20 protein-coding genes are annotated in these 26,904 nt (G+C 62.7%); 8 read left to right on the top strand and 12 right to left on the bottom strand.

Annotated elements, in window-relative coordinates:
• Nucleotides 1-115: 115 nt before the first annotated feature.
• Together ACW5W4_RS03150 and ACW5W4_RS03145 are read right to left on the bottom strand one after the other, a co-directional pair.
• A complete protein-coding gene (locus ACW5W4_RS03150; RefSeq protein ID WP_456688517.1) occupies nucleotides 116-754 on the bottom strand; it encodes a DUF2913 family protein in 639 nt (212 codons plus the stop codon).
• 128 nt (nucleotides 755-882) lie between these two features.
• Complete coding sequence (locus tag ACW5W4_RS03145) at nucleotides 883-2,169, bottom strand: DEAD/DEAH box helicase (protein ID WP_456688516.1); 1,287 nt, start codon at nucleotides 2,167-2,169, stop codon at nucleotides 883-885.
• Between the two features lie 358 nt (nucleotides 2,170-2,527).
• Here ACW5W4_RS03145 and ACW5W4_RS03140 point away from each other — a divergent pair, with 358 nt between their 5' ends.
• Both ACW5W4_RS03140 and ACW5W4_RS03135 read left to right on the top strand, forming a co-directional pair.
• A complete protein-coding gene (locus ACW5W4_RS03140) occupies nucleotides 2,528-3,433 on the top strand; it encodes an autotransporter domain-containing protein (RefSeq protein WP_456688515.1) in 906 nt (301 codons plus the stop codon).
• A 30-nt stretch (nucleotides 3,434-3,463) separates the two neighbouring features.
• Nucleotides 3,464-4,018 carry a DUF4256 domain-containing protein gene (locus ACW5W4_RS03135; protein ID WP_456688371.1) on the top strand — a complete coding sequence of 185 codons (555 nt, stop codon included), beginning with the start codon at nucleotides 3,464-3,466 and terminating at the stop codon, nucleotides 4,016-4,018.
• Here the strand turns inward: ACW5W4_RS03135 and ACW5W4_RS03130 are convergent.
• Nucleotides 4,015-5,130, bottom strand: a complete 1,116-nt coding sequence (locus tag ACW5W4_RS03130; RefSeq protein WP_456688514.1) for a sensor domain-containing diguanylate cyclase — start codon at nucleotides 5,128-5,130, stop codon at nucleotides 4,015-4,017. The two genes, ACW5W4_RS03135 and ACW5W4_RS03130, sit on opposite strands and share 4 nt — an antisense overlap.
• Before the next feature lie 633 nt (nucleotides 5,131-5,763).
• Between ACW5W4_RS03130 and ACW5W4_RS03125 the strand changes: the two genes are divergently transcribed.
• On the top strand, nucleotides 5,764-6,798 hold the full coding sequence (locus ACW5W4_RS03125; RefSeq protein WP_456688370.1) for a DUF1176 domain-containing protein: 1,035 nt from the start codon (nucleotides 5,764-5,766) through the stop codon (nucleotides 6,796-6,798).
• 92 nt (nucleotides 6,799-6,890) lie between these two features.
• Here ACW5W4_RS03125 and ACW5W4_RS03120 read toward each other — a convergent pair whose 3' ends face one another.
• The 5 genes from ACW5W4_RS03120 to carA all read right to left on the bottom strand — a co-directional run bounded on the left by ACW5W4_RS03120 (nucleotide 6,891) and on the right by carA (nucleotide 15,875).
• Complete coding sequence (locus ACW5W4_RS03120) at nucleotides 6,891-8,051, bottom strand: DUF1615 domain-containing protein (protein ID WP_456688369.1); 1,161 nt, start codon at nucleotides 8,049-8,051, stop codon at nucleotides 6,891-6,893.
• A 142-nt stretch (nucleotides 8,052-8,193) separates the two neighbouring features.
• Nucleotides 8,194-9,099 carry a GGDEF domain-containing protein gene (locus ACW5W4_RS03115; protein ID WP_456688368.1) on the bottom strand — a complete coding sequence of 302 codons (906 nt, stop codon included), beginning with the start codon at nucleotides 9,097-9,099 and terminating at the stop codon, nucleotides 8,194-8,196.
• Between the two features lie 224 nt (nucleotides 9,100-9,323).
• On the bottom strand, nucleotides 9,324-10,982 hold the full coding sequence (gene leuA / locus ACW5W4_RS03110; protein WP_456688367.1) for a 2-isopropylmalate synthase: 1,659 nt from the start codon (nucleotides 10,980-10,982) through the stop codon (nucleotides 9,324-9,326).
• 521 nt (nucleotides 10,983-11,503) lie between these two features.
• Entirely contained in the window at nucleotides 11,504-14,728 is a 3,225-nt protein-coding gene (gene carB / locus ACW5W4_RS03105; protein WP_456688366.1) for a carbamoyl-phosphate synthase large subunit, read from the bottom strand.
• Between the two features lie 16 nt (nucleotides 14,729-14,744).
• Entirely contained in the window at nucleotides 14,745-15,875 is a 1,131-nt protein-coding gene (carA, locus tag ACW5W4_RS03100; RefSeq protein WP_456688365.1) for a glutamine-hydrolyzing carbamoyl-phosphate synthase small subunit, read from the bottom strand.
• Here carA and ACW5W4_RS03095 point away from each other — a divergent pair.
• Nucleotides 15,867-16,226 carry a hypothetical protein gene (locus ACW5W4_RS03095; protein ID WP_456688364.1) on the top strand — a complete coding sequence of 120 codons (360 nt, stop codon included), beginning with the start codon at nucleotides 15,867-15,869 and terminating at the stop codon, nucleotides 16,224-16,226. The genes carA and ACW5W4_RS03095 overlap by 9 nt on opposite strands.
• 268 nt (nucleotides 16,227-16,494) lie before the next feature.
• Here the strand turns inward: ACW5W4_RS03095 and dapB are convergent, their stop codons facing one another.
• A complete protein-coding gene (gene dapB, locus ACW5W4_RS03090) occupies nucleotides 16,495-17,307 on the bottom strand; it encodes a 4-hydroxy-tetrahydrodipicolinate reductase (protein ID WP_456688363.1) in 813 nt (270 codons plus the stop codon).
• 282 nt (nucleotides 17,308-17,589) lie between these two features.
• On the opposite strand from dapB, the gene ACW5W4_RS03085 reads away from it, so the two are divergent.
• The 4 genes from ACW5W4_RS03085 to serA all read left to right on the top strand — a co-directional run bounded on the left by ACW5W4_RS03085 (nucleotide 17,590) and on the right by serA (nucleotide 22,139).
• Complete coding sequence (locus ACW5W4_RS03085; protein ID WP_456688362.1) at nucleotides 17,590-18,939, top strand: Na+/H+ antiporter NhaC family protein; 1,350 nt, start codon at nucleotides 17,590-17,592, stop codon at nucleotides 18,937-18,939.
• Nucleotides 18,940-19,041: 102 nt separating this feature from the next.
• A complete protein-coding gene (locus ACW5W4_RS03080) occupies nucleotides 19,042-19,632 on the top strand; it encodes a 5-formyltetrahydrofolate cyclo-ligase (protein WP_456688361.1) in 591 nt (196 codons plus the stop codon).
• Between the two features lie 181 nt (nucleotides 19,633-19,813).
• Nucleotides 19,814-20,467, top strand: coding sequence for a ribose-5-phosphate isomerase RpiA (gene rpiA, locus ACW5W4_RS03075; protein WP_456688360.1), 654 nt, complete (start codon nucleotides 19,814-19,816; stop codon nucleotides 20,465-20,467).
• A 439-nt stretch (nucleotides 20,468-20,906) separates the two neighbouring features.
• Nucleotides 20,907-22,139 carry a phosphoglycerate dehydrogenase gene (serA, locus tag ACW5W4_RS03070; protein WP_111873025.1) on the top strand — a complete coding sequence of 411 codons (1,233 nt, stop codon included), beginning with the start codon at nucleotides 20,907-20,909 and terminating at the stop codon, nucleotides 22,137-22,139.
• Between the two features lie 62 nt (nucleotides 22,140-22,201).
• Here the strand turns inward: serA and ACW5W4_RS03065 are convergent, their stop codons facing one another.
• From ACW5W4_RS03065 to ACW5W4_RS03055, 3 genes are all read right to left on the bottom strand, one after another.
• On the bottom strand, nucleotides 22,202-22,903 hold the full coding sequence (locus tag ACW5W4_RS03065; protein ID WP_456688359.1) for an SIMPL domain-containing protein: 702 nt from the start codon (nucleotides 22,901-22,903) through the stop codon (nucleotides 22,202-22,204).
• Nucleotides 22,904-22,957: 54 nt separating this feature from the next.
• Nucleotides 22,958-23,515: a hypothetical protein gene (locus tag ACW5W4_RS03060; protein WP_456688358.1), complete on the bottom strand. Its 558-nt coding sequence runs from the start codon at nucleotides 23,513-23,515 to the stop codon at nucleotides 22,958-22,960.
• Between the two features lie 87 nt (nucleotides 23,516-23,602).
• Nucleotides 23,603-26,866, bottom strand: a complete 3,264-nt coding sequence (locus ACW5W4_RS03055) for a VWA domain-containing protein (protein ID WP_456688357.1) — start codon at nucleotides 26,864-26,866, stop codon at nucleotides 23,603-23,605.
• Between the last annotated feature and the right edge of the window lie 38 nt (nucleotides 26,867-26,904).

The raw sequence follows: 26,904 nt of genomic DNA, 5'->3' as shown, positions 1-26,904 counted from the left end.
AACGAAGGATGCGGGGGGACGGCAGAGCGCGATGCCAGGCTGGCGGGCCACGCATCATAAAAAACCCCGATACGGGATCGGGGTGGCATGGGTCAGGGGAGGCGCAGGCCTTGGCTCAGGCGCTTCGCTCTTGCGCCAGCAGGGCCAGGGCTGGCAGGGCGTTGGCGGGCATCAGCAGGTGCCCCTTGTGATGCTTCACCCGAGTCTGTTTCTTGTTGCCCTGGCCGATGAGCAGGCCGTGGCGCTCCGCGAACCGGGCCAGCTGCTGCTCGTCGCCGCGCACATAGAGGGTGAGCGGCGCCACCAGCTCATCCCCCGCCAGGACGCGGGCCAGCTCGGCGGCGCAGATGACGATGGAGGCTTGTCCCTGGCTTGCGAGCCTCGCCTTGCCATCGAGCACGCACTCGGTGATCCGCTGCCAGCCCGCCTGCTCGCAGTCGTCCAGCAGCGCCATCAGGCGCGCCCCCAGCCCCTCGTTCGCCGCCTGGCTGTAGTGACGCACGATGCGCGACAGCAATCCCTTGAGATCGGCCCCCGCCCCCTGGGTGCGCGCCTGCTGCACCCAGCCCTTGAGATCCTCCATCACCAGGCGGGAGAAGCGCTTCTCCTTGAGGGAGTCGGCGAGCCAGAGGCTCAGGAAGTGGCTCTCCTGAGCCTGGGTGCGGGGGGCACGCCCCGCCCCGGTGCGGGCCAGCTCGGCCAGACTGGCGCTGGCCATCTCGAGCAGGGCCTGGTTATAGGTTTGCACTCTCACATCGCTCATCACGACTCCTGGGCAGATCCGGGGAGGCTCTCATCAGCCTCCTCATCAAAAAGGCGCCGAGGCGCCTTTGAACAGGGGAAACACCAGCCGGCCGGGGCGAGTCCCCGGCGGCACCTGGCTTACTTGGCCTTGCGGGCCGTCTTGCGCAGACGGGCGCGCTGGCTCTGCAGCTTGGCCTCGGCCATCACCTGGGCGGCGGCGTTGTCGGCGCGCTGGGGCTTCTTGCCAAAGCGGCGGCGCTCCTGCAACTGCTTGATCAGCTCGTCGCGGCTGCTCACCTCGTAGCCCGGCACCATGACGCGGCGGATCTTCTGGCCGATCAGCGCCTCTATCTCCAGCAGGGTACGCTCCTCCTCGCGGCTGACGAAGGAGATGGCCATGCCGCTCTTGCCGGCGCGGCCGGTGCGACCGATGCGGTGGACATAATCTTCGGCGAGGAAGGGCAGATCATAGTTGACCACGTACTCCAGGCTCGGAATGTCCAGACCACGGGCCGCCACCTCGGTGGAGACCAGCACCCGCACCTTGCCTTCCATGAACTCGCGCAGGGCGCGGCGACGGCTGCCCTGGGCCTTCTCGCCGTGCACCACGGCGGCCTTGATGCCGTCGAGGTTGAGCTCTGCCACCAGCTCGTCACAGCTGTCGCGGGTGCTGGCGAACACCAGCACCTGCTGCCAGTTCTTGGTGCCGACGAGCTCGGAGAGCAGCTCGCGCTTGCGCTTTTGCTCCACCGGATAGACGGTGTGGCTCACGGTGTCGGCGGTGGAGTTCTGCTTGTTGACGCTGACGATCTGCGGCTTGTCCAGCATCACCTTGGCCAGCTTCTTGACGCCATCGGAGAAGGTGGCGGAGAAGAGCAGGCCCTGGCGCGTCTTGTTGACCGCTTGCAGGATCTGCTGCACATCGGCGCTGAACCCCATGTCGAGGATGCGATCCGCCTCGTCCAGCACCAGGGTCTCGACCCCGGAGAGGCTGAGGTTGCAAGCGGTGAGGTGCTCGAGCAGCCGACCCGGGGTCGCCACTATGATGTGGGCACCGGCCTTGAGGCGACGGGCCTGCACGTCCTGCTTGCCGCCGCCGACGATGGTCAGCACGCTGATGTCCAGATACTTGGCAAAATCGCTGATATTGCTCGCCACCTGGGCCGCCAGCTCGCGGGTCGGGGTCAGGATCAGCACCCGGGCGTTGGACGGCTGCACGGCGGCCGGCTGATCCAGCAGGCGCTGCAGTATGGGCAGAGCGAAGGCGGCCGTCTTGCCGGTCCCGGTCTGGGCACTGGCCAGCACATCCTGACCACGGCGTATGGACGGGATCGCCTGTTGCTGCACAGGGGTCATCTCCTGATAACCACACTCCGAGACGGCGCGCAAAATCTCGGGGGCAAAATCGAATGATTCAAATTTCATCATGGGTTTCCTGTGTTCCAGCAAAGCTGTCGTTGTCTGCGGCCCGGCGGGCCACTGGGAATGCCAGGGATCGGCCTGGCCTGACAGGGTCTGCAGGCGAGCCGGAAAATGGCGGGCGCGGAGTGTAACAAATTTTCGGCGCCAATGCGTGGCAAATAATCGCCCCGGCCAGACCCGGGCCCCATCTTGCGGACAAGGACGCGGCGCGGCCATGGACGCCGCCGGTTCCTGAGGTAGACTCGAACCATCCGTGCCCGACTGGGCGCTGCCACGGGGAAGGGGTATGGGAGCAACGCCATTTGACCACAATAGACGCGCGCCGCGCCATGGCGCCGCCGGGCGCGTCTCGCTGCTGGCCATGACCTGGTGGGCCCTGCCCGCCCTGGCCGCCGACGGCGCCATCGATGCGCGCTTGCAAGAGCGTGCCAACGCCGTGGTCGCCCTGATGACCTTCAACGTGATCCCCGACATCACCTCCAGCAATCTGGATATCTCGGGGGGCAGCGGTCAACAGGCGGCATTGACCATGAGCCAGCTCGGCGGGGGGGCCACCATGAGCAAGGAGGTGCCCATCTATCTGGAGGGCAACCTGGGCTACAGCCGCTACGACCCCAAGTTCGTCATCAGCCAGGGGGCTGAGAGCCGGACCATCCCCGCCAAGTGGAACAGCCTGACCGCCACCGGCGGCATCGGCTGGGACTTCACCCTGGCCCCCAACTGGGTGCTGCGTCCCATCGCCAATGTCTCCCTCGGCACGGTGGCGAGTGACATCCAGATAGGCAACTGGTACCTCAATCGCAAGACGGGACGTGGCCTGGACTTTCTCGATAACGGCCAGCTCAACGTCTATGGTCTCGGCGGCTCCCTCATGCTCGACTACGAGCTGTTTTCCGACAGCCAGGATATCGACGCCGAGTTGCGCTACTCCTTCCTCCATCTGCAGAGCACCTTTGGCACCAGCCCGAGTGTCAGGGGCGAGGCGAACGCCGAGAACATCGGCCTCTATCTGCGCCGCCGCGCCCCCCTGTTTGACTGGACCCTGCTCGATCGGCCGCTGCGCTACGTGCTGGAGGGAGCCCGCACCGAATACCTGGGGGATCAGCGGGGCCTGCTCGGCTTCAACGCCCTCAACTCCATCGGGGCCGGTTTCGAGCTCGACTCCAGCAAATACCCGGTGTGGGTCACCCGCACCCGCCTCATGTACCGCTTCATGTTCGGCAACAACACCCAGGGCTACGCCATCGGCCTGGCCATGAGTTTCTGACGGCGCAAACCTGAACCACAACGAGGCAGCATGATGACAGTGACGAATGTGCAGGTTGACGACTTGCTCGCCACCTTGCAGGCCCGCTTCGAGCGGCACCGGCCTCGCCACCAGGGCATAACCTGGTCACAGGTGCGCGCCAGGCTCGATGCCCATCCCCAGTCGTTGCGCTCGCTCCACCAGATGGAGAGCAGCGGCGGCGAGCCCGATGTCATCGGCCAGGATCGGCAGACCGGGCAGCTGCTGTTCTGTGATTGCAGCGCCGAGAGCCCAAGTGGCCGCAGGAGCCTCTGCTATGACGGCGCGGCTCTGGCGTCGAGGAAGGAGAACAAGCCCGCAGGCAGCGCGATCGAGCTGGCTGCCAAGATGGGCATAACACTGCTGACGGAGGCCGAATATCGGGCGCTGCAGACCCTGGGCTGCTTCGATGCCAAGACATCGAGCTGGATACAGACCCCAGAGGAAATCAGGGCGCTCGGCGGCGCCCTGTTCTGCGATCGCCGCTACGACAGCGTGTTTGTGTACCACAACGGCCCCCAGTCCTACTATGCCGCCAGGGGCTTTCGCGGCCTGTTGCGGGTCTAGGTCTCGTCCAGCTCGATGCGGTTGCGACCGGCCTGCTTGGCACGATAGAGGGCAAGATCCGCCTGCCTGATGGCATCATCCTGGTGATGGCCGCTCTCCGGCGTCCAGGCGGACACGCCGACCGACAGCGTGATGGTGCCCACCCCGGCCATGGGGGTGGCGGCCACCAGGCGGCGCAGCCGCTCCGCTATCTCCCCGGCCACCGCCTTCGGGGTATCCGGCAGGAAGATGAGAAACTCCTCCCCGCCGCTTCGACAAAACGCGTCATCCTTCCTCCCCCTCTGCTGCATCAGCCCGGCCAGGGCCACCAGCACCCTGTCACCCACGTCGTGACCATGGGTGTCGTTGACGTGCTTGAAGTGATCCACATCCACGGTCAGCACCGAAAAGGGGATCCTCTCCTCCTCATAGCGACGCAGCAGCCGCTGGATACCCCGCTTGTTGAGCAGGCCGGTGAGGGGATCGCTGCGGTTTTCCGCATGCAGCTCATCGAAGCGGGTGTGGATATGACCGATCCCCCGCAGGATGGCCCGCTTGAGCTGGGCCGCCTCGTAATACCAGGCGCGCACCCCGGCGATCCGCTGCTGACCATCCTGGTTGCTCATGTCGGCCACATTGTTCGCCAGCTGCCACAGGGGGCGGGCGATAAACAAGGAGGCGAGCCAGACGAGCACCAGGATGAGCAGGTTGACCGGTATGCTGGCCAACAAGACGGCCCTCATCTGGGTGTTGAGGTTGGCCAGGGTCGCCTCACCCGGGCGCTGCACCACTATGCCCCAGCGGCTATCGCCGACGGCGGCATAGCCCGCCAGCATCTCGACCCCGCGGGAGTTGGTGAGTGAAACGGCGCCGCTTCCCCCCTGCACCACGGCATCCACCGCCGGGTTACCCTCCACCCGCTCGCCGATGCGGTCGTGCTCATGGTGATAGACCAGCGTCTTGCTGCGATCGACCACATAGAGATAAGTGCCGTTCGAGTAGTAGTGATGGGCCAGCAGCCTCGACAGTATGTTGTCCGCCTCCAGATAGAGGTTGCCCGAGATGAAGCCGAGATAATCCCCCCCCGGCGAGAAGATGGGGTGAGTGATGCTGACGAGATAGCGCCCAGACATGGCCACGAAGGGGTCCGTGATGATGGGGACGCGGGGGGGGGGGCGGGGCGGGCCGCCCCGCCCCCCCCCCCCCCCCCCCCCCCCCCCGCCGACGTCATCCGGCTCCCGGCCCGGTGGGCCTTGTCGGGGTAGAGCGCCCGCAGCACCGCATCCTGACTCACGACGGCGACCGTGTTGAACATGGGAGTCTGACGAAACAGACGCTCCACCTCGCGGGTGATCACCCCCTCGTCTCCCATCTGCCTGCCCAGCAGCTCGGCGCTGAAGGCCAGCTGCCGCTGCGCCGACTCGAGCATGAGCCCGACCGTCTCCGCCAACTTGGCGGCGTAGGCCTGATTGGACTCCAAGGTGCTGACGATGAGCAGCTCCCGCTGCACCCGGTAGGAGGCATAGAAACTGTTGCCGAGCACGGCGAGCAGGGTAAACACGGCCAATGCCAGCGTCAGGTGGCTCAAATGCAATCTGAAAATACGCGGAAATCTCATGCCTGCCTCAAGGTAGACTCGTTTTCCCATCATACTGCAAGACCCTCAGTGCCCGTAATGCTTCCTGCGGGCGACGCACCAGATATGATGCGTTAGAATCCCACTCCGACCATACCCTGCGCCCCCCGCCAACCCGATGGACCCAAAGATGCGCTCAATCCTGTGTAACGCCCCCCTTGTCCTCGCTGCCGGATGGCTGCTTGCCCCCTCCCTCGCCCACGCCGCGCCTGACGGCATGTCGTTTCAACACAAGGAGTGGGAGCTGGCCTGTGACAACACCCTCACCTGCCGCGCCGCCGGCTACAGCGCCCAGAGCGGCGGTATCTCGGTGCTGCTGACCCGGGAAGGGGGACCGGACGGCAGACTCGACGCCGAGATGGTGATCGCCGACTACCCCGATGAGACACCGCCGGCCCCCACAGACAGGCAGATCGAACTGAGGATCCAGGGCGCCGTCCTTGGCACCATGAAGGAGCGCACCCCCTTTGACCCGGCGCAAACCGAGGCCCTGGTGCGGGCCATCAAGGGCACGGGGACTGTGGTGTTTCAGTGGGGCTATCATCAGGAATCCCTCTCGGGGGCGGGCGCCTATGCGGTCCTGCTCAAGATGGATGAGTTCCAGGGACGCCTTGGCACTGTCACGGCCCTGACCAAACGGGGCAACCAGCCCGCCGGTACTGTGCCCCCCGCATTGCCTGCCCCGACGATTCATGGGGCACAGGTTGCGCCCGATGGCGGCCAGCGCCCCCTCACCCAACCCGAACGGCACGCCATGATGCAGTGGTTGAACCAGCAAGTCGGCGAAGAGACATGTGACCGCGCCCAGGAGAGCGGCATGGATGGCATCCTCCATCCCTTTGACGAGACGCGCGTGCTGATCGAGCTGCCCTGCTGGATGGCTGCCTACAACTACGGGGCGGCATTCGTGCTGATCAGCGCCGATCTGGATCCCCGGACGGCCGTTCTGATCAGCACGGATGCCAATGGCTACCACTCCGGTGAGCTCACCGCCTCCCACAAGGGACGCGGGCTGGGGGATTGCTGGTCGAATGAACGCTGGGTCTGGGATGGCCAGACCTTTGTCCCCAGCAACATCAGCACCACCGGCAGCTGTCGCCTGATCGCGGCAGGGGGGACCTGGGATCTGCCCACTCTGACGACCCGGGTCGTCAAGGCCCCCTGATGAGACGACCCGGACCGTCAAGGCTCGCCCAACAACCAGGGCGGCTCATGGGCCGCCCTGGTTGTGTAAACCCACCTGCTTGTCTCTGGCTGTCAGCGAATGGTCGCCATCTTTCTGACGCAGGCCTGCTCCCTGTCATCCACCCGCTTGGCGAACCAGGCGGTGGTGAGATTGCGGGTGATCTTGGGGCTTTTCAGCTGGATGCCGGGCAGCACGGCGCGGGGTTGGCGCTTGCCCGCCTGCTGGTCGGCCAGGGCGAAGACCCTGTGATAGAGGTCGGTCTTGGCAAAGTCGCTGCTGTCTCCCTTGAGCAGGCTCTGGTGGATGGCCTGCTTGCTCATGTTGACGCGGCTGGCGATGCTGTGGACAGCCAGCTCCGTCTTGCCGGGCAGATCCGAATCGTAGCGGACCAGATCCCCATCCAGGGCCAGGGGCTTGCCGCTGACCCGGCTCACCGCGGCCTGGAAGGCGGCGTTGCGGCTGGCATACCAGCCCGCATTGAAGTCGGCGAAACGGTAGAGGGTGTCCGGGTAGTCGGCGGGATAGCCAAAGATGTGTTTGGTGCCAAACCAGATGCCGCCGCGGCGGGTGAACACCTCGTGGCGGATGGACTCCCGGATCGGATAGGGGTAACCCCGAGCGTTGGCCTCGGCGAAGGCGACGCTCACCTGCATGGGGCCGCCGGTGCGCACCGGGTTGAGGTCGCCAAAGAGCCGTTTGCCCATGGGCAGCATGCCTATCATGTCCTCGAAGATCTCGCTCATCTCCCGCTCGGTACGCAGACTGTCGATGCGCTCGGCATAGCTCTTGCCGGTGGGGGAATTGATGGAGAGGGCGGTGCGCACCACGAATTCCGGAATGAGCAGCTTGCCGGCCCGGGCGTTGATCTCCTTCCAGGCTATCTTGCCAAGGCCGGGCACCACGGGATCGGCCTGATAGGTGGCCTCCTGCTCCGCCACCGCCAGCACGCTGCAGACATTGTGATCGCTCACCGTCAGCCCCTGAGTGGTGAGGGCCGTCACCACATCGTTGGCCCAGCCCGGCTTGTCTGGCACCTGGCGCGGCAGGAAGCGCACGATGCGGCTCTTCATGTCCGCGGGTTGACGGGGCTGCATCGCCTTGGGCAGCTTGGCGATGGCCGCCGCATCCTGTACCGGGGCATTGGGTTCGCTGGCGCAGCCCGCCAGCACGGCGGCAGCCAGCAGTGCGCAGAGGCGCCAAGGGACGAAGGATAAAGGGTGAGAGGGGATCATGAGGGCTTCCGATAAAGTGCGGGCCCCTCATCCCGGATGAGGGGCCCCGAATGCAAACTGGTGGCCATTGTAGTGGATGGTGCTGGCAATCTGAAGGGCGCAGGCCAGCCAACCCCATGCCCGGCACCAGTCCCTGGCGTCATCACGCCAGCTCGACCCGGTTGCGCCCCCTCTCCTTGGCCCGATAGAGGGCCAGATCGGTGCGCCGGATCCACTCCCCCACCTCTTCCCCGGCGCGGCATGTCCCGACCGCCAGACTGACGGTAAAGCGGATATCCTCGCCCGCCCCCAGCGTTTCGGTCTCGCTGCGAATATGTTCCGCTAGTTTGCACGCCTGGCTGCCTGAGACCCCAGGCAACAGCATGGCAAACTCCTCGCCCCCCAGGCGCGCCGCCAGGCCGCCGGGCGGGCAAACGTCACGGAGCAGTTGCCCGAACGCCTGCAATACCCCATCCCCGGCGGCATGGCCATAGTGATCATTTATCCGCTTGAAGTGATCCAGATCGAGCAGGATGAGAGAGCTGCCCTCTCCCGCCTGGGAGTCCAGCACCTGGCGGAAGGAGCGGCGATTGGAGAGGCTGGTCAGTTCATCCGACATCGCCAGGGAGGTGAGCTGGGCATGGGTCATGCTGATCTGGCGCAGCACCAGCAATATCCCCCAGGCGACCACCAACATGCCGAGGGTTCTCAGACCATCCTCCAGGGTGGCGAGCCACATGGGCTGAAGGTAGGCCTCGTCCATCAGATCGATGACACCGGACACGAGCCAGATGGCCAAACCGCAGCTGAGATAACGATGGGTCTGGTGATAGAGGTAAGAGCACTGCACGACCCAGAGCATGAACAGCAGGGTCAGCACATTGATGCTCTCGGCCCCCGCGCCCAGGGTGAACAGATGATGGGTCGGCATGGGATCGAGCAACATGGCGCACCCCATGGCCACCAGCATCAGCGCGAGCAACAAGGCGAGGATGGACAATTGCCTGCCCAGGGGCAGTGTCATCAAGATGGCGGGATCTATCCGCAATCTGGGGGAGCGATTCATCATGGGCAGGTACCTCGCAAACTGTCTATACATGCGCCCGTTTCCAACCGCAGCGTCCATTCAACACCCCCACCGCAGCGACCATGGATATTCAGGGCACTTGCCGGTGAGCGATGGCAAACATTGTGTCTATCTCCCCCCATAAAAACAATACCGCCGCCGGTGCGGCAGCGGTATCACCTGAAGCTGATTCGACCCCCCGGCTCGCAGGCGCGATGGGTCACCCGTCAGGCGCTCTGGCGCAGGACCTCGACCTGGGCGGCGCCGTTGATCACCGCCTGCAGGGAGGCACTGACCACGTCGCGGCCGATGGCCACCCCGCACTGACGCTGGCCATTGACACTCAGCAGCACATAGGCGGCGGCGCGGGACTCGGTACCGGCGGTGAGGGCGTGCTCTGAGTAGTCCAGCACGTCGATGTGCATGCCGGTCTGGCGCTGCCAGCCGTTGACCAGCGCCGTGATGGCGCCTTCCCCCTCGCCATCGAGTTGCACGCTGCCGCCCGGGGTCTGCAACTCCAGGCGCAGGCTCTCCTGGCTGTCGTGGCCGAGCTGGAAACGGCCGATGCGATAGCCGTGGGCGGGCTCAAGATAGTGCCGCTCGAACAGGGCGCGGATCTGCTCGGGGCTCACCTCGCTGCTGCTCGCCTCCGCCTGTGCCTGGACCCGGCGGCTGAAGTCGATCTGCAGCCAGCGCGGCAGTTGCAGGCCGAGGTCACGCTCCAGCAGATAGGTGACCCCTCCCTTGCCGGACTGGCTGTTGATGCGGATCACCGCCTCGTAGCTGCGGCCAAGGTCTGCAGGATCGATGGGCAGGTAAGCCACGTCCCAGTAGTGATCCGGTTTTTCTGCCGCGAGAGACTTGCGGATGGCGTCCTGGTGGCTGCCGGAAAACGCGGTGTAGACCAGCTCGCCGGCATAGGGGTGGCGCGGGTGCAAGGCAATCTGGGTGCAGGCCCCCACGGTGGCGACGATGGCGTCCATGTCGGACAGGTCCAGCTCGGGGTCGATCCCCTGGCTGTAGAGGTTCATGGCCATGGTGACGATGTCCATGTTGCCGGTGCGCTCGCCGTTGCCGAGCAGGGTGCCCTCGATGCGATCGGCCCCCGCCAGCACCGCCAGCTCGGCGGCGGCCACCCCGCAGCCCCGATCGTTGTGGGTGTGGATGGAGATGCTCACCTCGGGGCGCGCCTTGAGGTGGCGGCAGAACCACTCCACCTGATCCGCAAACACGTTGGGGGTGCTCACCTCCACGGTGGCGGGCAGATTCAGGATCATGGGGCGGGCAGCGGCACGCCACTGGTCGATGACGGCGTCACACACCTCCACCGCGAACGCCACCTCTGTGCTGCTGAAGCTCTCCGGGGAATACTGGAAGCTCCACTCGGTGCCAGGATTGCGCTCGGCATACTCCCGCACCCAGCGCGCCCCCTGCACGGCGATGGCCTTGACCCCGTCGCGATCTGTGTTGAACACATAGTTGCGCTGGGTCGGGTTGACCGAGTTGTAGACGTGGACGATGGCCCGCTTCGCCCCTTTGAGGGCCTCGAAGGTGCGGGCGATGAGATCTTCCCGGGCCTGTACCAGCACCTGGATGGTGACATCCTCCGGGATAAGATCCCGCTCGATGAGCTCGCGCACGAAATCAAAATCCGGCTGGGAGGCCGCCGGGAAGCCCACTTCTATGTGCTTGAAGCCGATGTGGGTCATCAGGGCCCACATTTGCAGCTTCTGGGCCACCGTCATGGGTTCGACCAGCGCCTGGTTGCCGTCCCGCAGATCCACGGCGCACCAGGTCGGCGCCCGCGTCAGCACCCGGTTGGGCCACTGTCTGTCCGCCAGCGCGATCACGGGGGCCGGGCGGTATTTGCGATGATCGAAGCTCATATTCTGATTCCCTTGGCTGATGTCCTTGAGGCGGCCGTTGCGGGTGATGAGGGTCAGCAACGACGCGACTGGGCAGGCAAGCTGACGGGGTTAAGGAGGAGGAAGCAGGCTGGCGCGGTAACGCTGGCCCTGACGGTTGCGCGGGTGGTAACCCCACAACCGGTTTCCTGTGGCCCCTGTGGATGACAGAGGCCGGCCTGCGCCGCCGGATAGGCAACTGGCCCTGATCCTCGCACCCCGCTCTTGCAGGCGCAGACGACCTTGTGTGATGAGAGACCAGTATAGGGAGGGTGTCCGGGTGAGAGATTGCAAAGATTGCAATCAAAAGCACTGATTGCGCAACCATTGGTTATCAATTTGATTATTTAGGGAGAATAACACCCTTGCCTGAGGGCCGTCCCCCAGCGCCCCCCTGGCGAAACCGGCGCAAAACAAAAACCCCGCCAGCACTGGCGGGGTTTTTCATGGCGTGGCGGCGTGCAAGAGCGGGAGTTCATCTCCCCGCCCGGCCGGCGCTGCCCTTAGCGGTTTTTCACCTTCTGATGCAGCTCCTGCACCGAGTTCACGTTGGCGGTGGCATCGACGCTGATGGCCATGCAGGTGGCGAAGGCCGCGTGCAGCGTGGTGGTGTAGGCCACCTTGTGCTGCAGGGCGCCGCGGCGCAGCTGCTTGGAGTCCTGAATCGCCTGACGACCCTCGGCGGTGTTGACGATGTAGGTGTACTCGCCATTCTTGATGCGATCGAGAATGTGCGGACGCCCTTCGTGCACCTTGTTCACCAGACGCGGGTTGATGCTCGCCTCCCCCAGGGTCACGGCGGTGCCGTGGGTGGCGTCGAGGTCATAGCCCAGCTCCAGCAGCTTGGCGGCCAGGTTGACCACCCGCTCCTTGTCGCTGTGGCGCACGGAGAGCAGGGCGCGCCCTTCCCGCGGCACCTGGTGACCGGCACCCAGCTGGGCCTTGGCATAGGCCTCGGCGAAGCTGCTGCCTACCCCCATCACCTCGCCGGTGGAGCGCATTTCCGGCCCAAGCAGCGGGTCGACGCCCGGGAACTTGGCGAACGGCAGCACCACCTCTTTGACCGAGTAGTAAGGCGGGATGATCTCGGTGGTGAAGCCTTGAGCCTGCAGGGACTGACCGGCCATGACGCGGGCGGCGATCTTGGCCAGGGGCGCACCGGTGGCCTTGGAGACAAACGGCACGGTACGTGCGGCGCGAGGGTTCACTTCGATGAGGTAGATCTCGTCGTTCTTGACCGCGAACTGGACGTTCATCAAGCCCACCACGCCAAGCTCCAGTGCCAGTTTGCGCACCTGCTCGCGCATCTCGTCCTGGATCTTCTTGGACAAGGTGTAGGGCGGCAGGGAGCAGGCGGAGTCACCTGAGTGGATACCGGCCTGTTCGATGTGCTCCATGATGCCGCCGATGACCACGTCCACGCCGTCGCAGATGGCATCCACGTCCACCTCGGTGGCGTCATCCAGGAAGCGGTCCAGCAGCACCGGCGACTCGTTGGAAACGCTCACTGCCTCGGCGAAGTAGCGACGCAGGTCCTGCTCGTCATAGACGATCTCCATGGCACGGCCACCCAGCACGTAGGAGGGGCGCACCACCAGGGGGTAGGTGATGCGTTCGGCCAGCAGCACGGCCTGCTCCAGGGCGGTGACGGTGCCGTTTTCCGGCTGCTTGAGGCCCAGACGCTCGACGGCAGTCTGGAAACGCTCGCGGTCTTCGGCGCGGTCGATGGCGTCCGGGCTGGTGCCGATGACAGGCACGCCGTTAGCTTCCAATGCTCGCGCAAGCTTCAGCGGAGTCTGGCCGCCGTACTGGACGATGACGCCCTTGGGCTGCTCGACCCGGACGATTTCCAGCACGTCTTCCAGGGTCACCGGCTCGAAGTAGAGGCGGTCGGAGGTGTCGTAGTCGGTGGAGACGGTCTCCGGGTTGCAGTTGACCATGATGGTCTCGTAACCGTCTTCGCGCAGGGCCAGGGCCGCGTGCACGCAGCAGTAGTCGAACTCGATGCCCTGACCGATGCGGTTCGGGCCGCCGCCGATGATCATGATCTTGTCGCGGCCTGTGGGTGCGGCTTCGCACTCCTCGTCATAGCTCGAATACATGTAGGCGGTGTTGGTTGCGAACTCGGCGGCGCAGGTATCGACCCGCTTGTAGACCGGGAAGATCTCGTAGCGGGCGCGCAGCTTGCGCACCTCGGTCTCGGCCACGCCCAGCACCTTGGCCAGACGGGCGTCGGCGAAGCCCTTGCGCTTCAAGACGCGCAGGAAGTCGGCATCCAGACCGGCCATGCCGCGCTCTTTCACCTGCTCTTCGAGCTTGACCAGCTCTTCAATCTGCACCAGGAACCAGGGGTCAATCTTGGTCAGCTTGAAGATGCCGTCCATGGAGAGGCCGGCGCGGAACGCATCGGCGATGTACCAGATCCGGTCGCTGCCGGCTTCTTGCAGCTCGTGGCGGATGCGGGTCAGGGAGTCCGGGGCATTGAGGTCCACCATGGGGTCGAAACCGGTCTTGCCGGTCTCGAGGCTGCGCAGCGCCTTGTGCAGGGACTCCTGGAAGTTGCGGCCAATGGCCATCACTTCACCGACCGACTTCATCTGGGTGGTGAGGCGGTCGTTGGCACCGGCAAACTTCTCGAAGTTGAAACGCGGGATCTTGGTGACCACGTAGTCGATGGCCGGCTCGAAGGAGGCAGGGGTGCGGCCGCCGGTGATGTCGTTCATCAGCTCGTCCAGGGTGTAACCGATGGCGAGCTTGGCGGCGATCTTGGCGATGGGGAAACCGGTCGCCTTGGAGGCGAGCGCGGAGGAGCGGGACACCCGCGGGTTCATCTCGATGATGACCATGCGGCCGTCTTTGGGGTTGATGCCGAACTGGACGTTGGAGCCGCCGGTCTCGACGCCGATCTCGCGCAGTACCGCCATGGAGGCGTTGCGCATCAGCTGGTACTCCTTGTCGGTCAGCGTCTGGGCAGGCGCGACCGTGATGGAGTCACCGGTGTGGATCCCCATGGGGTCGAAGTTTTCGATGGCGCAGACGATGATGCAGTTGTCATTGCGATCCCGCACCACTTCCATCTCGTACTCTTTCCAGCCAATCAGCGACTCATCGATGAGCAGCTCCTTGGTCGGGGAGAGATCCAGACCGCGCTCGCAGATCTCCACGAACTCTTCGGTGTTGTAGGCGATGCCGCCGCCTGAGCCACCCATGGTAAAGGAGGGACGGATGATGCAGGGGAAGCCGACCATCTGCTGCACGCCCCACGCCTCTTCCATGTTGTGGGCGATGCCGGCGCGCGGGCACTCGAGACCAATGCTCTTCATGGCGATGTCAAAGCGACGGCGATCTTCGGCCTTGTCGATGGCGTCGGCGGTGGCGCCGATCATCTCGACACCGAACTCCGCCAGCACGCCGTGCTTCTCCAGATCCAGGGCGCAGTTGAGCGCGGTCTGGCCACCCATGGTGGGCAGCACGGCGTCCGGGCGCTCCTTCTTGATGATCTCGCGCACCACTTCCCAGGTGATGGGCTCGATGTAGGTGGCGTCGGCCATCTCGGGGTCGGTCATGATGGTGGCGGGGTTGGAGTTCACCAGGATGACGCGGTAGCCCTCCTCGCGCAGGGCCTTGCAGGCCTGGGCGCCGGAGTAGTCGAATTCGCAGGCCTGACCGATGACGATGGGGCCGGCGCCGAGGATCAGAATGCTCTGTAGGTCGTTACGTTTTGGCATGGCTCTCTTTATCCTCTTAGGCGCGATACTGCTTAATCAATTCAATAAAGTAGTCGAACAGACCGGCACAATCGTGCGGGCCCGGGCTCGCTTCGGGGTGCCCCTGGAAGCTGAAGGCCGGACGGTCGGTGCGATGGATGCCTTGCAGGGAGCCATCGAACAGGGAGACGTGGGTGGCGCGCAGGCACTCGGGCAGGCTGCTTTCATCCACCGCGAAACCGTGGTTCTGGGCGGTGATCATGACGGTGCCATTGTCGAGATCCTTGACCGGGTGGTTGGCGCCGTGGTGGCCGAACTTCATCTTCACCGTCTTGGCGCCGGAGGCCAGCCCCAGCAGCTGATGACCCAGGCAGATGCCGAACACCGGGGTGTGGGTGCCGAGGAAGGTCTTGATGGCCTCGATGGCGTAGTCGCACGGCTCGGGGTCACCGGGGCCGTTGGAGAGGAAGATGCCGTCCGGATTCATCGCCAGCACCTCGGCAGCCGGGGTCTTGGCCGGCACCACGGTCAGGCGGCAGCCACGGTCGACCAGCATGCGCAGTATGTTGCGCTTGACGCCGAAGTCGTAGGCCACCACATGGTATTTGGCGTCGCTCGGGGTGACGTGCCCCTTGCCGAGCTGCCAGCTCCCCTCGGTCCAGCCGTAGGTCTCTTCGCTCGTCACTTCCTTGGCAAGATCCATCCCCTTGAGGCCCGGGAAGGCGCGGGCCTGGCTCAGGGCGTGGGCCTCGTCGAGATCCTTGCCAGCCAGGATGCAGCCGTTCTGGGCGCCTTTCTCCCGCAGGATGCGGGTCAGCTTGCGGGTGTCGATGTCGGCGATACCAACGATGTTGTGGGACTTGAGGTAGTCGGAGAGGGATTGCTGATTGCGGAAATTGGAGGCAAGTATCGGAAGGTCACGGATGATCAGGCCCTGGGCATGGATCTGACTGGACTCTTCATCTTCGCTGTTGGTGCCGGTGTTGCCTATATGGGGGTAAGTGAGGGTGACTATCTGACGGGAATAAGAGGGATCGGTGAGAATTTCCTGGTAACCCGTCATCGACGTGTTGAAAACCACTTCACCAACGGAACATCCCTCGGCGCCTATCGACACGCCTTTGAACACAGTTCCATCTTCCAGCACTAGCAATGCAGTGTGATTCAAGACAACCTCCAGTTATTTAGCTTTAAATTCAGCAATTTACCTGGGTGTTGCGGCTCGATTCCCTCGTCGAAACAGGGGGCCGAACCGGCAGATTTCTGGCAAATTGGGCGCATTCTACTCAAAAATGATGTCATTTCAACGTCTTTCCACAAAAGAAATGCATCTAAATTCAATAAAAAAGCAATAATACCCATTATCTATGCAGTTCATCGCAATGCAACCCCCAGCGACAAAAGAAAAGACAGCCCTCGCCTCGGCGGCCACCCCATGAGCCATCCAAATCGCAAAAACCACAAAAAAAACCATTTAAAACAACAAACTAAAAAACAAATAAAAATATCAATTCGCTGACTACGTCATGTTTCATGCCAGTAGATTTCAAAAGCCACAAGGAAAACGTTTTTCTTTGTGTGAATTTTTACGCTGACTGACATCATGTAAAAAAGCCGTGTCGCCAGGGGATCAAGCGGCCTTTGCGTTCACCCTTTTCTGACAACTCGCTTGCCAGCGGGCGGGAGCAGGCCAGATGAGTATGATTTATGACGCTTTGAGATAAAAAACTGAGCGTCAGCCCTGTTTAACACATAAAAAAAACCCCGGCGGCCCGGGGTTCTCTTCATCACTTCAGGTTCAACACGTCCTGCATGTCATACAGACCCGCCGGCTGCTGCCGCAACCAGGCGGCGGCTCGCACCGCCCCGTTGGCGAAGGTGAGCCGGCTCGATGCCTTGTGACTGATCTCCACCCGCTCGCCGATGTCGGCAAACATGACGGTGTGCTCCCCCACCAGATCCCCGGCGCGGATGGTGGCAAAGCCGATGGTGTTGCGATCCCGCTCGCCGGTGATCCCCTCGCGGCCGTAGACGGCGCACTCCTTGAGATCCCGGCCCAGGGTTTTCGCCACCACTTCCCCCATGGAGAGGGCGGTGCCGGACGGTGCATCCACCTTGTGTCTGTGGTGCCCCTCGATGATCTCGATGTCGGTGTACTCCCCCATCACCTTGGCGGCCTGCTCCAGCAGCTTGAACACCAGGTTGACTCCGACCGAGTAGTTGGAGGCGAAGACGATGCCTATCTCCCCGGCCGCGTCGTGCAGGGCCTGCTTGCCCGCCTCATCGAAGCCGGTGGTGCCGATCACCATGGCCTTGCCATGGGCACGGGCGAACGCCAGGTTGGCCAGGGTCACCTCGGGACGGGTGAAGTCGATGATGAGATCAAATTCATCGCGCACCTTGTCCAGACTCTCGCTGATGGTCACTCCCAGCCGACCCAGGCCGTTGAGCTCCCCGACATCCAGCCCGATGAGCGCAGAGCCGGGGCGCTCCAGCGCCGCGCCGACCACCACGCCCTCGGTGTTGGTGATAGCCTCGATCAGCACCTTACCCATACGACCATTACAGCCCATCACGGCCACACGGATCGGATTGTCCATCTCCACCCTCTCATCTGTTGTCATGCTTTTTGGAAAGAGACAGTTCTACCAGCCCTGAGCGCCTTTGAAAAGCCCGGTGACTGGCTTCACACGCCATCGACCAATCGACGGATTTAAATCAAATATCCGAATAAAGAGCGGACATAAAGCCAAAAACTGAATCACACCAGAGAAAATAGTAACCGTCTGGACGTCTATCTTGACCCTGACGGGGCAAAGCACTAGGGTGGCGGCCCGGCAGGATGCCAGCCACCCCAGAATGGCGAACAGATGACAGGAGTCATGAACCACGCATCCGAGGCCCTCATGCACCCACGCGTCCCCAATGCCGCAGCCCTGCTCCCCCTGCTGCTGTTTCTTGCCCTCTTCATCGGTACCGGCACCTGGCTGACCCTGCAGGGGGTGAAGTTCGCCTTCTATCAGCTGCCTGCCCCCGTGGCGGCGCTGCCGGCTGTGGTGCTGGCCCTGTTGCTGGGCAAGGATGGCTTCAACCAAAACCTTGAGACCTTCTTCAAGGGGGTGGGCGACAGCAACATCATGGCCATGTGCCTCATCTATCTGCTGGCGGGCGCCTTCGCCACCGTGGCCAAGGCCACCGGCGGGGTGGATGCCACCGTGGCCCTGGGGCTCTCCCTCATTCCGGGTTGGTGCCTGCTGCCGGGTCTGTTTCTCATCTCTGCCTTTATTGCCACCGCCATGGGCACCTCCATGGGCACCATCGGCGCCGTGGCACCGGTCGCCCTTGGGGTGGCCCAGGCCGCCGGCATCGATCCCGTGCTGATGGCGGGCACCATCCTCTCCGGCGCCATGTTTGGCGACAACCTCTCCATCATCTCGGACACCACCATAGCCGCGACCCGCAGCCAGGGCTGCGAGATGAAGGACAAGTTTCGCGAGAACATCAAGATTGCGGCCCCCGCCGCCGTGCTGGTGATCCTGCTCTACCTCACCCTCGGCAACGTGGGTGACGCGCCTGTGCCCCAGGGGGATATCGCCCTGCTCAAGGTGCTGCCTTATCTGCTGATCCTGGGGCTGGCCCTGGCGGGGGTGAACGTGTTCGTGGTGCTCGGCCTTGGCATACTCTGCGCCGGCCTGGTGGGCATGACGGCCGGTTATTCCCTCGGCCAGTTCAGCAAGGACATCTACCAGGGCTTTACCGGCATGCAGGAGATCTTCCTGCTCTCCATGCTGATCGGCGGCCTCGGCGCCCTGATGGAGCGTCAGGGGGGGCTCGCCTGGATCAGCGAGCGCATCAGCGCCCTGATTGCCCGCTTCACCCGCCAGCACGATGGTGAGCAGAACGAGAAGGCGGCCGAACTCGGCATCGCCGGTGTAGTGGGCCTCACCAATGTCTGCACCGCCAACAATACGGTGGCCATCATAGTGGCCGCCAAGGTCTCCCGGGCGCTGGCCGAGCGCCACGGGGTCACCCCGCGCCGCGCCGCCTCCCTGCTCGACATCTTCTCCTGCGTGGTGCAGGGGCTGATCCCCTGGGGGGCCCAGGCGCTGCTGCTGGGCTCCATCTTCGCCCTCTCCCCCCTGGCCGTGGTGAGCATGAGCATCTACCCCATGGCACTGGCGATCTCGGCCCTGGCCGCCATCTTCATCAAGCATCAATGGCGTCAAAAATGAGTGGCGCTGCCTTGGCCCTGGCCGGCTGATCCAGGATGGGCCTTTTGCCAGGGCCCCACTCCTTGCTATGGTAGGGCCAGCCATTTTCTTCGCGGAGTCGCCATGTCAGACAGACAATCCCTGCGCCAGCTTGTTCGCGAGCGCAGGCGCGCCCTCACCCAGGCCGAACAGCAGGCGGCCGCCCGGCAGTTGCTGACCCAGTGTCAGCAACACCCCCGGATAGAGGCGGCCCGCCGCATCGCCCTCTACCTGGCCAACGATGGCGAGCTCGACACCCGCCCCCTCATCGACTGGCTCTGGCACCAGGACAAGCAGATCTACCTGCCGGTGTTGCACCCCTTCAATCCGGGTCACCTGCTGTTCTTGCACTATACGGCGACCAGTCCCATGACAGTGAACCGCTTCGGCATCCCTGAGCCCGAATTCGATGAGCTGCGCCTGCTGCCCCACACCGACCTGGATATCCTCTGCGCCCCGCTGGTCGCCTTCGATGCCACGGGCAACCGGCTCGGCATGGGGGGCGGCTATTACGACCGCACCCTGACTCGCTGGCAGAGCCACAGAGAGGGCCCCCTGCCCCTGGGGATCGCCCACGACTGCCAGCAGGTGGAGACCATTCCCTGCGAGAGCTGGGATGTGCCACTGCCGGAGATCATCACGCCGAGCCGGCGCTGGTGTTTCGAGACCCGCTGACGCCCCCCCCGCCGACAAGCTCCCGGGTTGCGCCGCCCGGGGCGCCACGGCGGGGTGATCGGCCAACAAACAGGCAAACGATTTACATCTTGCGTTTTTTCTCCCCATAACGTGAGCGCAATGGTCGCCCCCGGGATCACTCTTGGCTATAATGCGCCCGCTTTTTCCCTAAGGATTTACCATGACCCAAGATGAAATGAAGAAGGCGGCCGGCTGGGCTGCGCTCAAATACGTGGTACCCGGCACCATAGTCGGGGTGGGCACAGGCTCTACCGTCAATCACTTTATTGACGCCCTGGCGACCATGAAGGATGAGATTAAAGGAGCCGTCTCCAGCTCCATCGCCTCCACCGAACGCCTCAAGGGCTATGGCATCCAGGTGTTCGACCTCAACGAGATCGATGCCCTCTCCGTCTACGTGGATGGCGCCGACGAGATCAACGCCAGCCGCGACATGATCAAGGGGGGTGGCGCCGCCCTGACCCGGGAGAAGATCGTCGCCGCCGTGGCCGATCAGTTCATCTGCATCATCGACAACACCAAGACGGTGGACCTGCTGGGCCAGTTCCCGCTGCCGGTCGAGGTGATCCCCATGGCCCGCGAATACGTGGCCCGCGAGATCCGCAAACTCGGTGGCAACCCGGTCTGGCGTGAAGGGGTGGTGACCGACAACGGCAACATCATTCTGGACGTCAAGGGCATGGCCATCGCAGACGCCAAGGGGCTGGAACAGCAGCTCAACGGCATCGTCGGCGTGGTCACCAACGGCCTGTTCGCCCACCGCGGCGCCGATGTGGTACTGATTGGCACACCGGACGGGGTGATCACCCAGTAAGCCCATCACGCACAGCCCCGCCATGGGAAATGCAACCCACCAGGGCCTGTGCGCGCTTACCGCGATGCGGGTGTGATGCCGGCTGATTGGCACACGGGCGATCGCCCCGTCAATCCATGGGACAGACGGCGCCGACGACCTCGCTGCGGTGTCGCCGGCGCGGTTCGTCGTGATCGGCGTGCCTCCACTAAAGGCAGAATGGCCACCGTTCGAGGCATCTCCAGGGTGAGGGCGTCATTATGATGGCGGCACCTGGGCCCTGATGCCGGTCGACATCATTTTGATTTAACTGTCAGTGACTTACGCCAGCCGGCTTACAACTATCGTTGAAAACTTAAAAGAATTTGACTTTGGTCACAAATATTCCCTCTGCCGGTTGTTTTTGCTACTTTACTGTTTTCTTCACACACCATACCTGCACTGATTTAGAGGGATCGTCATGACCGTCAAGTTCTCGCTCGACAAGGATAAGATCAAGGTACTGCTGCTGGAGGGGGTTCACCCCAACACGGTAGAGACATTTCGCGCCGCCGGTTATACCAATGTGGATTACCTGAAGACCTCCCTGAGCGAAGAGGATCTGATCGAGCGGATCCGCGACGTACACTTCGTCGGTCTGCGCTCCCGCACCCAGCTCACCGAGAAGGTGCTGGACGCCGCCCAGAAGCTGTTCGCCATCGGCTGTTTCTGCATCGGCACCAACCAGGTTGACCTCAAAGCGGCCGAACTGCGCGGCATCCCCGTCTTCAACGCCCCCTTCTCCAACACCCGCTCCGTCGCCGAACTGGTGCTGGGGGAGATACTGCTGCTGATGCGCGGCATTCCCGAGAAGAACGCCAAGTGCCATCGCGGTGTCTGGGAGAAGCTCGCCAACCGCTCGGTAGAAGCCCGTGGCAAGAAGCTCGGCATCATAGGCTACGGCCACATCGGCACCCAGCTTGGCATCATCGCCGAGAGCATCGGCATGAAGGTCTACTTCTACGACATCGAGAACAAGCTGTCGCTCGGCAACGCCATCCAGGTGCCAAGCCTGGTGGAGCTGCTCAACATGTCCGACGTCATCAGCCTGCACGTCCCCGAGACCGCCTCCACTCAGGATCTGATCGGTGCCGAGCAGCTGCGCATGATGAAACCGGGCTCCATCCTGATCAACGCCTCCCGCGGTACCGTGGTGGATATCGATGCCCTGGCCGACGTCATCAAGAGCGGCCACCTCTCCGGCGCCGCCATCGACGTCTTCCCGAGCGAGCCCAAGTCCAACGACGAGGAGTTCGTCACTCCCCTGCGCGGCCTGGACAACGTGCTGCTCACCCCCCATATCGGTGGCTCGACCCAGGAGGCTCAGGAGAACATCGGCCTGGAAGTGGCCAGCAAGCTGGTCAAGTACTCCGACAACGGCTCCACCCTGTCGGCGGTCAACTTCCCCGAGGTCTCCCTGCCCGGCCACAAGGGTTCCAGCCGCCTGCTGCACATTCACCGCAACCAGCCCGGCGTCATGAACCAGATCAACCAGATCTTCGCCGAAGAGGGGATCAACATCGCCGGCCAATACCTGCAGACCAGCAGCGAGATAGGCTATGTGGTGATCGACGTGGAGACAGAGCACAGCGAGAAGGCGCTGGCCAAGCTCAAGGAGATCTCCGGTACCCTGCGGGCCCGTATCCTGCACTGATCCCACAGGTACCATGAAAAAGGGCTCCTCTTGAGGAGCCCTTTTTGTCAGTCGTGTCTTGTTCAGTCGAGCAGGAACACGGCCTCCACATTGTCGCTGATGCTGATCTCGTGCTGCTCGTAACTGGCATCGGCCGCCTCGGGCGCCGCCGCCATGGCCCCCATCTTGAGGCCACGGGCATACACAGGGGTCGGCGTCGCACTGCGGTACTCTATGCTGTACACCTTGCCCAGGGTCACACCGAATGCCTTGGCCAGCGACTGCGCTTTGGCACGGGCATCTTCCACCGCACTGATCCTGGCCTGCTCACGGGCAGCCAGAGGATCCTTGAGGCCAAACTCAATCTGGGACACGGACTCGAGCCCGGACTTGAGGGCGGTATCCATCAACTGACTCAGCTTGTCGAGCTGATAGAGCTTGACCGCCAGCTGGCGCTGGGCGCGGTAACCGACCAGCTCCGCCTTGCGGTTTTGCGGATACTGGTATTCCGGTGAGATCACCAGATTGCCGGCCTCCACATCGCTGCGCTTGATCCCCAACCCCTCGAGCTGGCCGAAGAAGGCGGCCACCCGGCTGTCGACCTGCTGCTTGGCAGCTATACCCTTCTTCTCCAGCGCCGTGACGGCGACCCGCAGGGTCAGCATGTCGGGCTCCACCTTCTGCTCGGCATAGCCGCTCACCAGCAGGTGCGGGGCCTCGGGGAGCGCAACCGCCCAGGCGGCACTGCTGCAAAACAGACACAGGGAGAGAACTGAACGCCACATAGCTAATACCTCAATCAGGATGATGGCGGCATTATGCCCGTGGCAGGCACGGATTCATACATCGTGGTAGGGGGGCAGCATGTCGAGCACATGATTGCTCATGTCCAGGCTGATACTGATCTCGTCCGGGGCAGGAACCATAGGCTGGGGCTGGGCAGGTGCGCCGGTCAGTTCGGGCAGTGATGACTCTTCATCGAAGTGAAACGAGTCCCACGACAGAACGTGTCCTTCACTCGGGGGAAGCCCCTCTATCGCCCCACCCGACTCGCCCCAGGATGACCAATCGAGGGGAGCGGCACTGGCCAGCAGATCGTGGGGCAAGGCGGTCAGGCTCTGCAGGGAAGCCTCCTGCTGACCCACTCCATCACCAAACAGCAGCACCAGATGAGGTGGCTCCACTCCCACATAGGGAACGAAAGAGAGACTCATGGCGGCGAAGTCCACGTTCAATACCCCCGCGACCTCGCCATCCTCGTTCTCTATCTCGAGTCCGTTCAGGCTGCTGCCATCGAGCTGGGTCTGATAGGCAAAGCGGCCGAAGCAACTGATGCTGCCCTGCCCGTCCCAGCTATAGCGAATGCCATCGATGTCAACCCAGTTAAATGGCTCCATACCGTCCTCACCGCCTCAGTGTCGCCTATCTTAACGCCCTTCTCCCTCAAGCGACAGGGGGCAGGCAACCTGCCCCCTCTCCCCCCATCACGGATTGGGGTCCACCTTGAGGTTACCATCCTCGAGCAGCTGCCGGATGATATCCTGATTGCTGCTCAGAGCGCCTCCCTGGTTCAAGTCGGGTGCATTCTGGAAACTGAGGATCAGTTGATCCCCTCCCGCCACACTGCCATTGGTGTCTATGGTCAGGGTATGGTTATCGGTGTCAAACGTCAGATAGCTGTTGAGCGTATTGGCCAGCACGTTGTTGTCGGCACTGAGCGGCACATCGACCAGCAGTTGGGAGAGATCCAGCACGTCGCCGTTACTGCCTGCTCCCAGAGTAAAGTCGGTGAGGATATCTGTGCTGCCATCCGCCTCACCGGCAAGCCACTTGAAGGTATCCCGGCCTGTGCCCCCGATCAGGGTGTCGGCACCCAGGCCTCCGATCAGGGTGTCGTCACCTATGCCGCCATCCAGGATGTCGTTGCCTGCCTGACCATAGAGGATGTCGTCCCCCTCCCCGCCTGACAGGGTATCGTTGCCTGCCCCGCCGTCCAACAGGTCCTTGCCCCCCAATCCAGACAACGTATCGTTGCCCTCCCCGCCCGAAAGGATGTTATCCGCCGCATTGCCCGTGATGATGTCGTTGTGATCAGAACCGATCGCATGCCCCTGGGTGCTGGCCAGAGTAGCATTGACCCCACTGGCCTCATCGGTGTAATCGAGGGTAAAGGGAGCTTCTGGCAGTAGACTCAAGCCAATGCTGCCATGGACCTGATCCCCATCACCATCCGTCAAGGTAACCGGCAGTTGCAAATTGACCGGAATCCCGGGTGTCGTGACGCTGGAACCAAAGTCCCCAATCTTGAAGTCACTCCCCGCAGCATGGTGAAACTCCAGGCTGTTATAGCCATCTGCGGTATATGCCGCCAGCCTGGTGTTGGAAACAACCCCCACCACTGTCGCCACATAAACCACCCCCATTCCGGGCATATCATCGCTGAAGTTCACCGTGAAGCTACGACCACCCACCACAACAGTCTGTGACATGCCGGCGGCGATGCTGACAATCCTGGTCGAACCGTTGAAGCTGATTGCCACTGCGGTCAGCGACTCTCTGTTGCCATCACCAATGTCGTTGTCATTGTCGACATCCTGACGGGCGACCAGTCTTACACTGGATCCCCCACGTCCGATCGCGGTGAACAAGGCGGAGGCACCATTGACATCATAATGGGCCTCGAAGGCGTGGGTCTGGTTGGCTGGGTCGCCGTAAGACCCTCCGCTGACCGGGGAGCCAGCCAGATCGACGACGAAGTCGATCCGCATCGCCTCACCAGAGCCGACGGATGCCCCGCCACCGATCCCGCCGGTATTGGCCGTTGTATTGACAGTGCTGCCATCGCCTCCCCCCGCCATGGCCGTTAACAGCAGATCCTGGCTGTTGTCATCCTCCTCCGTATAGAAACCTGCCCAGGACGCATTGCCACCGACGAAATCATAACCACCGTTATTGAAGTCGATCTCGGTTTGTCCGCCATCGACCGCTCCGATCATCTGGATCTGGTAGGTCGCTGACGTCGGTTGCAAAGTGGCGATGAACACGGTCCCGGCTGCCGTGGCGGCCGTCAGTAGGGTGCCATTCGCAGATAGCGTGTAGAAAATGGGCAAACCACCCGATGTCATTCCGCTGTTACTGCCGTGCAGTGAACCGTCAAAACGGATGGTTCCACCATCGGCACCATAGTTGTTCGAGAGCGTGCCATCACCGTCAAGCAGAAACGTGCCTGTCACGCCAGCCTGATTCAACAAAATCCCCATGGCTGGTGTCATCACGACCGGCACGTCATCTTCCACCTGCACGATGAAGTCACGGATCAGGGTCACGCCATCCACCCCTTCATGAGCCGTGATCGCACTGGTGAGATTGAGCGCCTTCAGCTCCAAATCATTCCCATCTCCCTGAGCATGGTCAATGGCGCCTTGCAGGGTGAAGGTGTAATCCCCATTGCTCTCAACCACCAGGGTGAAGATGGGGTCACTGCCGGCCATGGCCGTCAGCGTATCGAACCCGACACTGTGGCTGATGCTGTAGGTTATCACCACCCCGCCAGACATCAGCGCGGGCAAGCCCGCCGTTGTACCTATCCCGAAGCTGACCCCCACACTGTCGACCACCATGTGGACAAGAGAACCACCGACTGTTGTCAGGGCAAGGTCATTGCCCGGCAAGCCCGTAGGCAAACCGTCTTCAAAAACAGACGCGATAATAGGCGTGGTATCCAGCACCAGTATGGTTAGCTGAGCACTGGATTCATCACCATCCGAGTCCACAATGGTGTAGGTAAATACCTCTTGTGTATCAACGGCCACATCGTTGGGGGCGGTATAGGAGTAGGAACCATCGGCGTTCACAACCAACTGCCCTCCCGCAGGGGTTACCATGGGGCCGGTCGTCCCCCCTTGCACCAGGAAGGTCACCACATTGCCATCGATGCTATCGGCCTTCCCTACATAAGCAGACGGGTCTGTCACTGTGAAGCTGACCTCCGACACAGTCCCTGGGCCATCGGCACCCACTGTGTCCACCCCGGCGCCAGCGTCAACATCCGTGATCACATTGCCGCTCAGCGGTAGCGGTACAGTGGCCTGCAAGGTGGCATCGAGATCATTGATATTATCGACCAGGGTCACAGCATCACCGTTATCCTCCACCAGAGCCAGTTGACCGATGGCAGAGGCGTTGCCACTGACATTGAGGCCAACGGCATACACTTCCACGTTGTTATCATTCACAAAGCTCGTCCAACCAGCGGGTACATTGCCCTCGTTAGGGGCACCATCTGACAAGAAGTAAACTTTGGTCTCATAACCGGCCAATGCAGGGTTGGCCAGATCTGCCGTGAGTTGGCTCTGTGCCAATACAAGGGGTGCGTTGTAATTGGTGCCACCGCCATCCGTAGGCAAGGCGGAGATACTGGCCTTGGCCACATCGGGATCATTCGTCTGTGGGATCAAGACAGCATTGCTGGCGAAATCGATCACTGTGATGGTCAAGGGGACCCCCAACGCCACATAGGAATCGATCATGTGATTCAACGCATCCTTTGCCAGCTCCAAGCGATTTGGAGAGCCATTGGTCGTCGTTCCAATCCGCCACAACATACTACCCGAGGTGTCGACTACCAGGACCAGATTGAAGGGAGGTAGACCTGCCTCTGCGACCACCACAGTGTTGTCTTTCGCCAGTGGTGTATCATCCATGATGCGTATCTGCAGGTCCTCCGCCGCCGAGCTCACGCCGCTCACCCCGGTCACCGTGACACTGTTGCCAATGTCATCGAAGA

This window comes from Aeromonas crassostreae (assembly GCF_054052445.1).
Note: the sequence above shows the minus strand (reverse complement) of the source record. Positions and strands in the feature narration are given on the sequence as shown.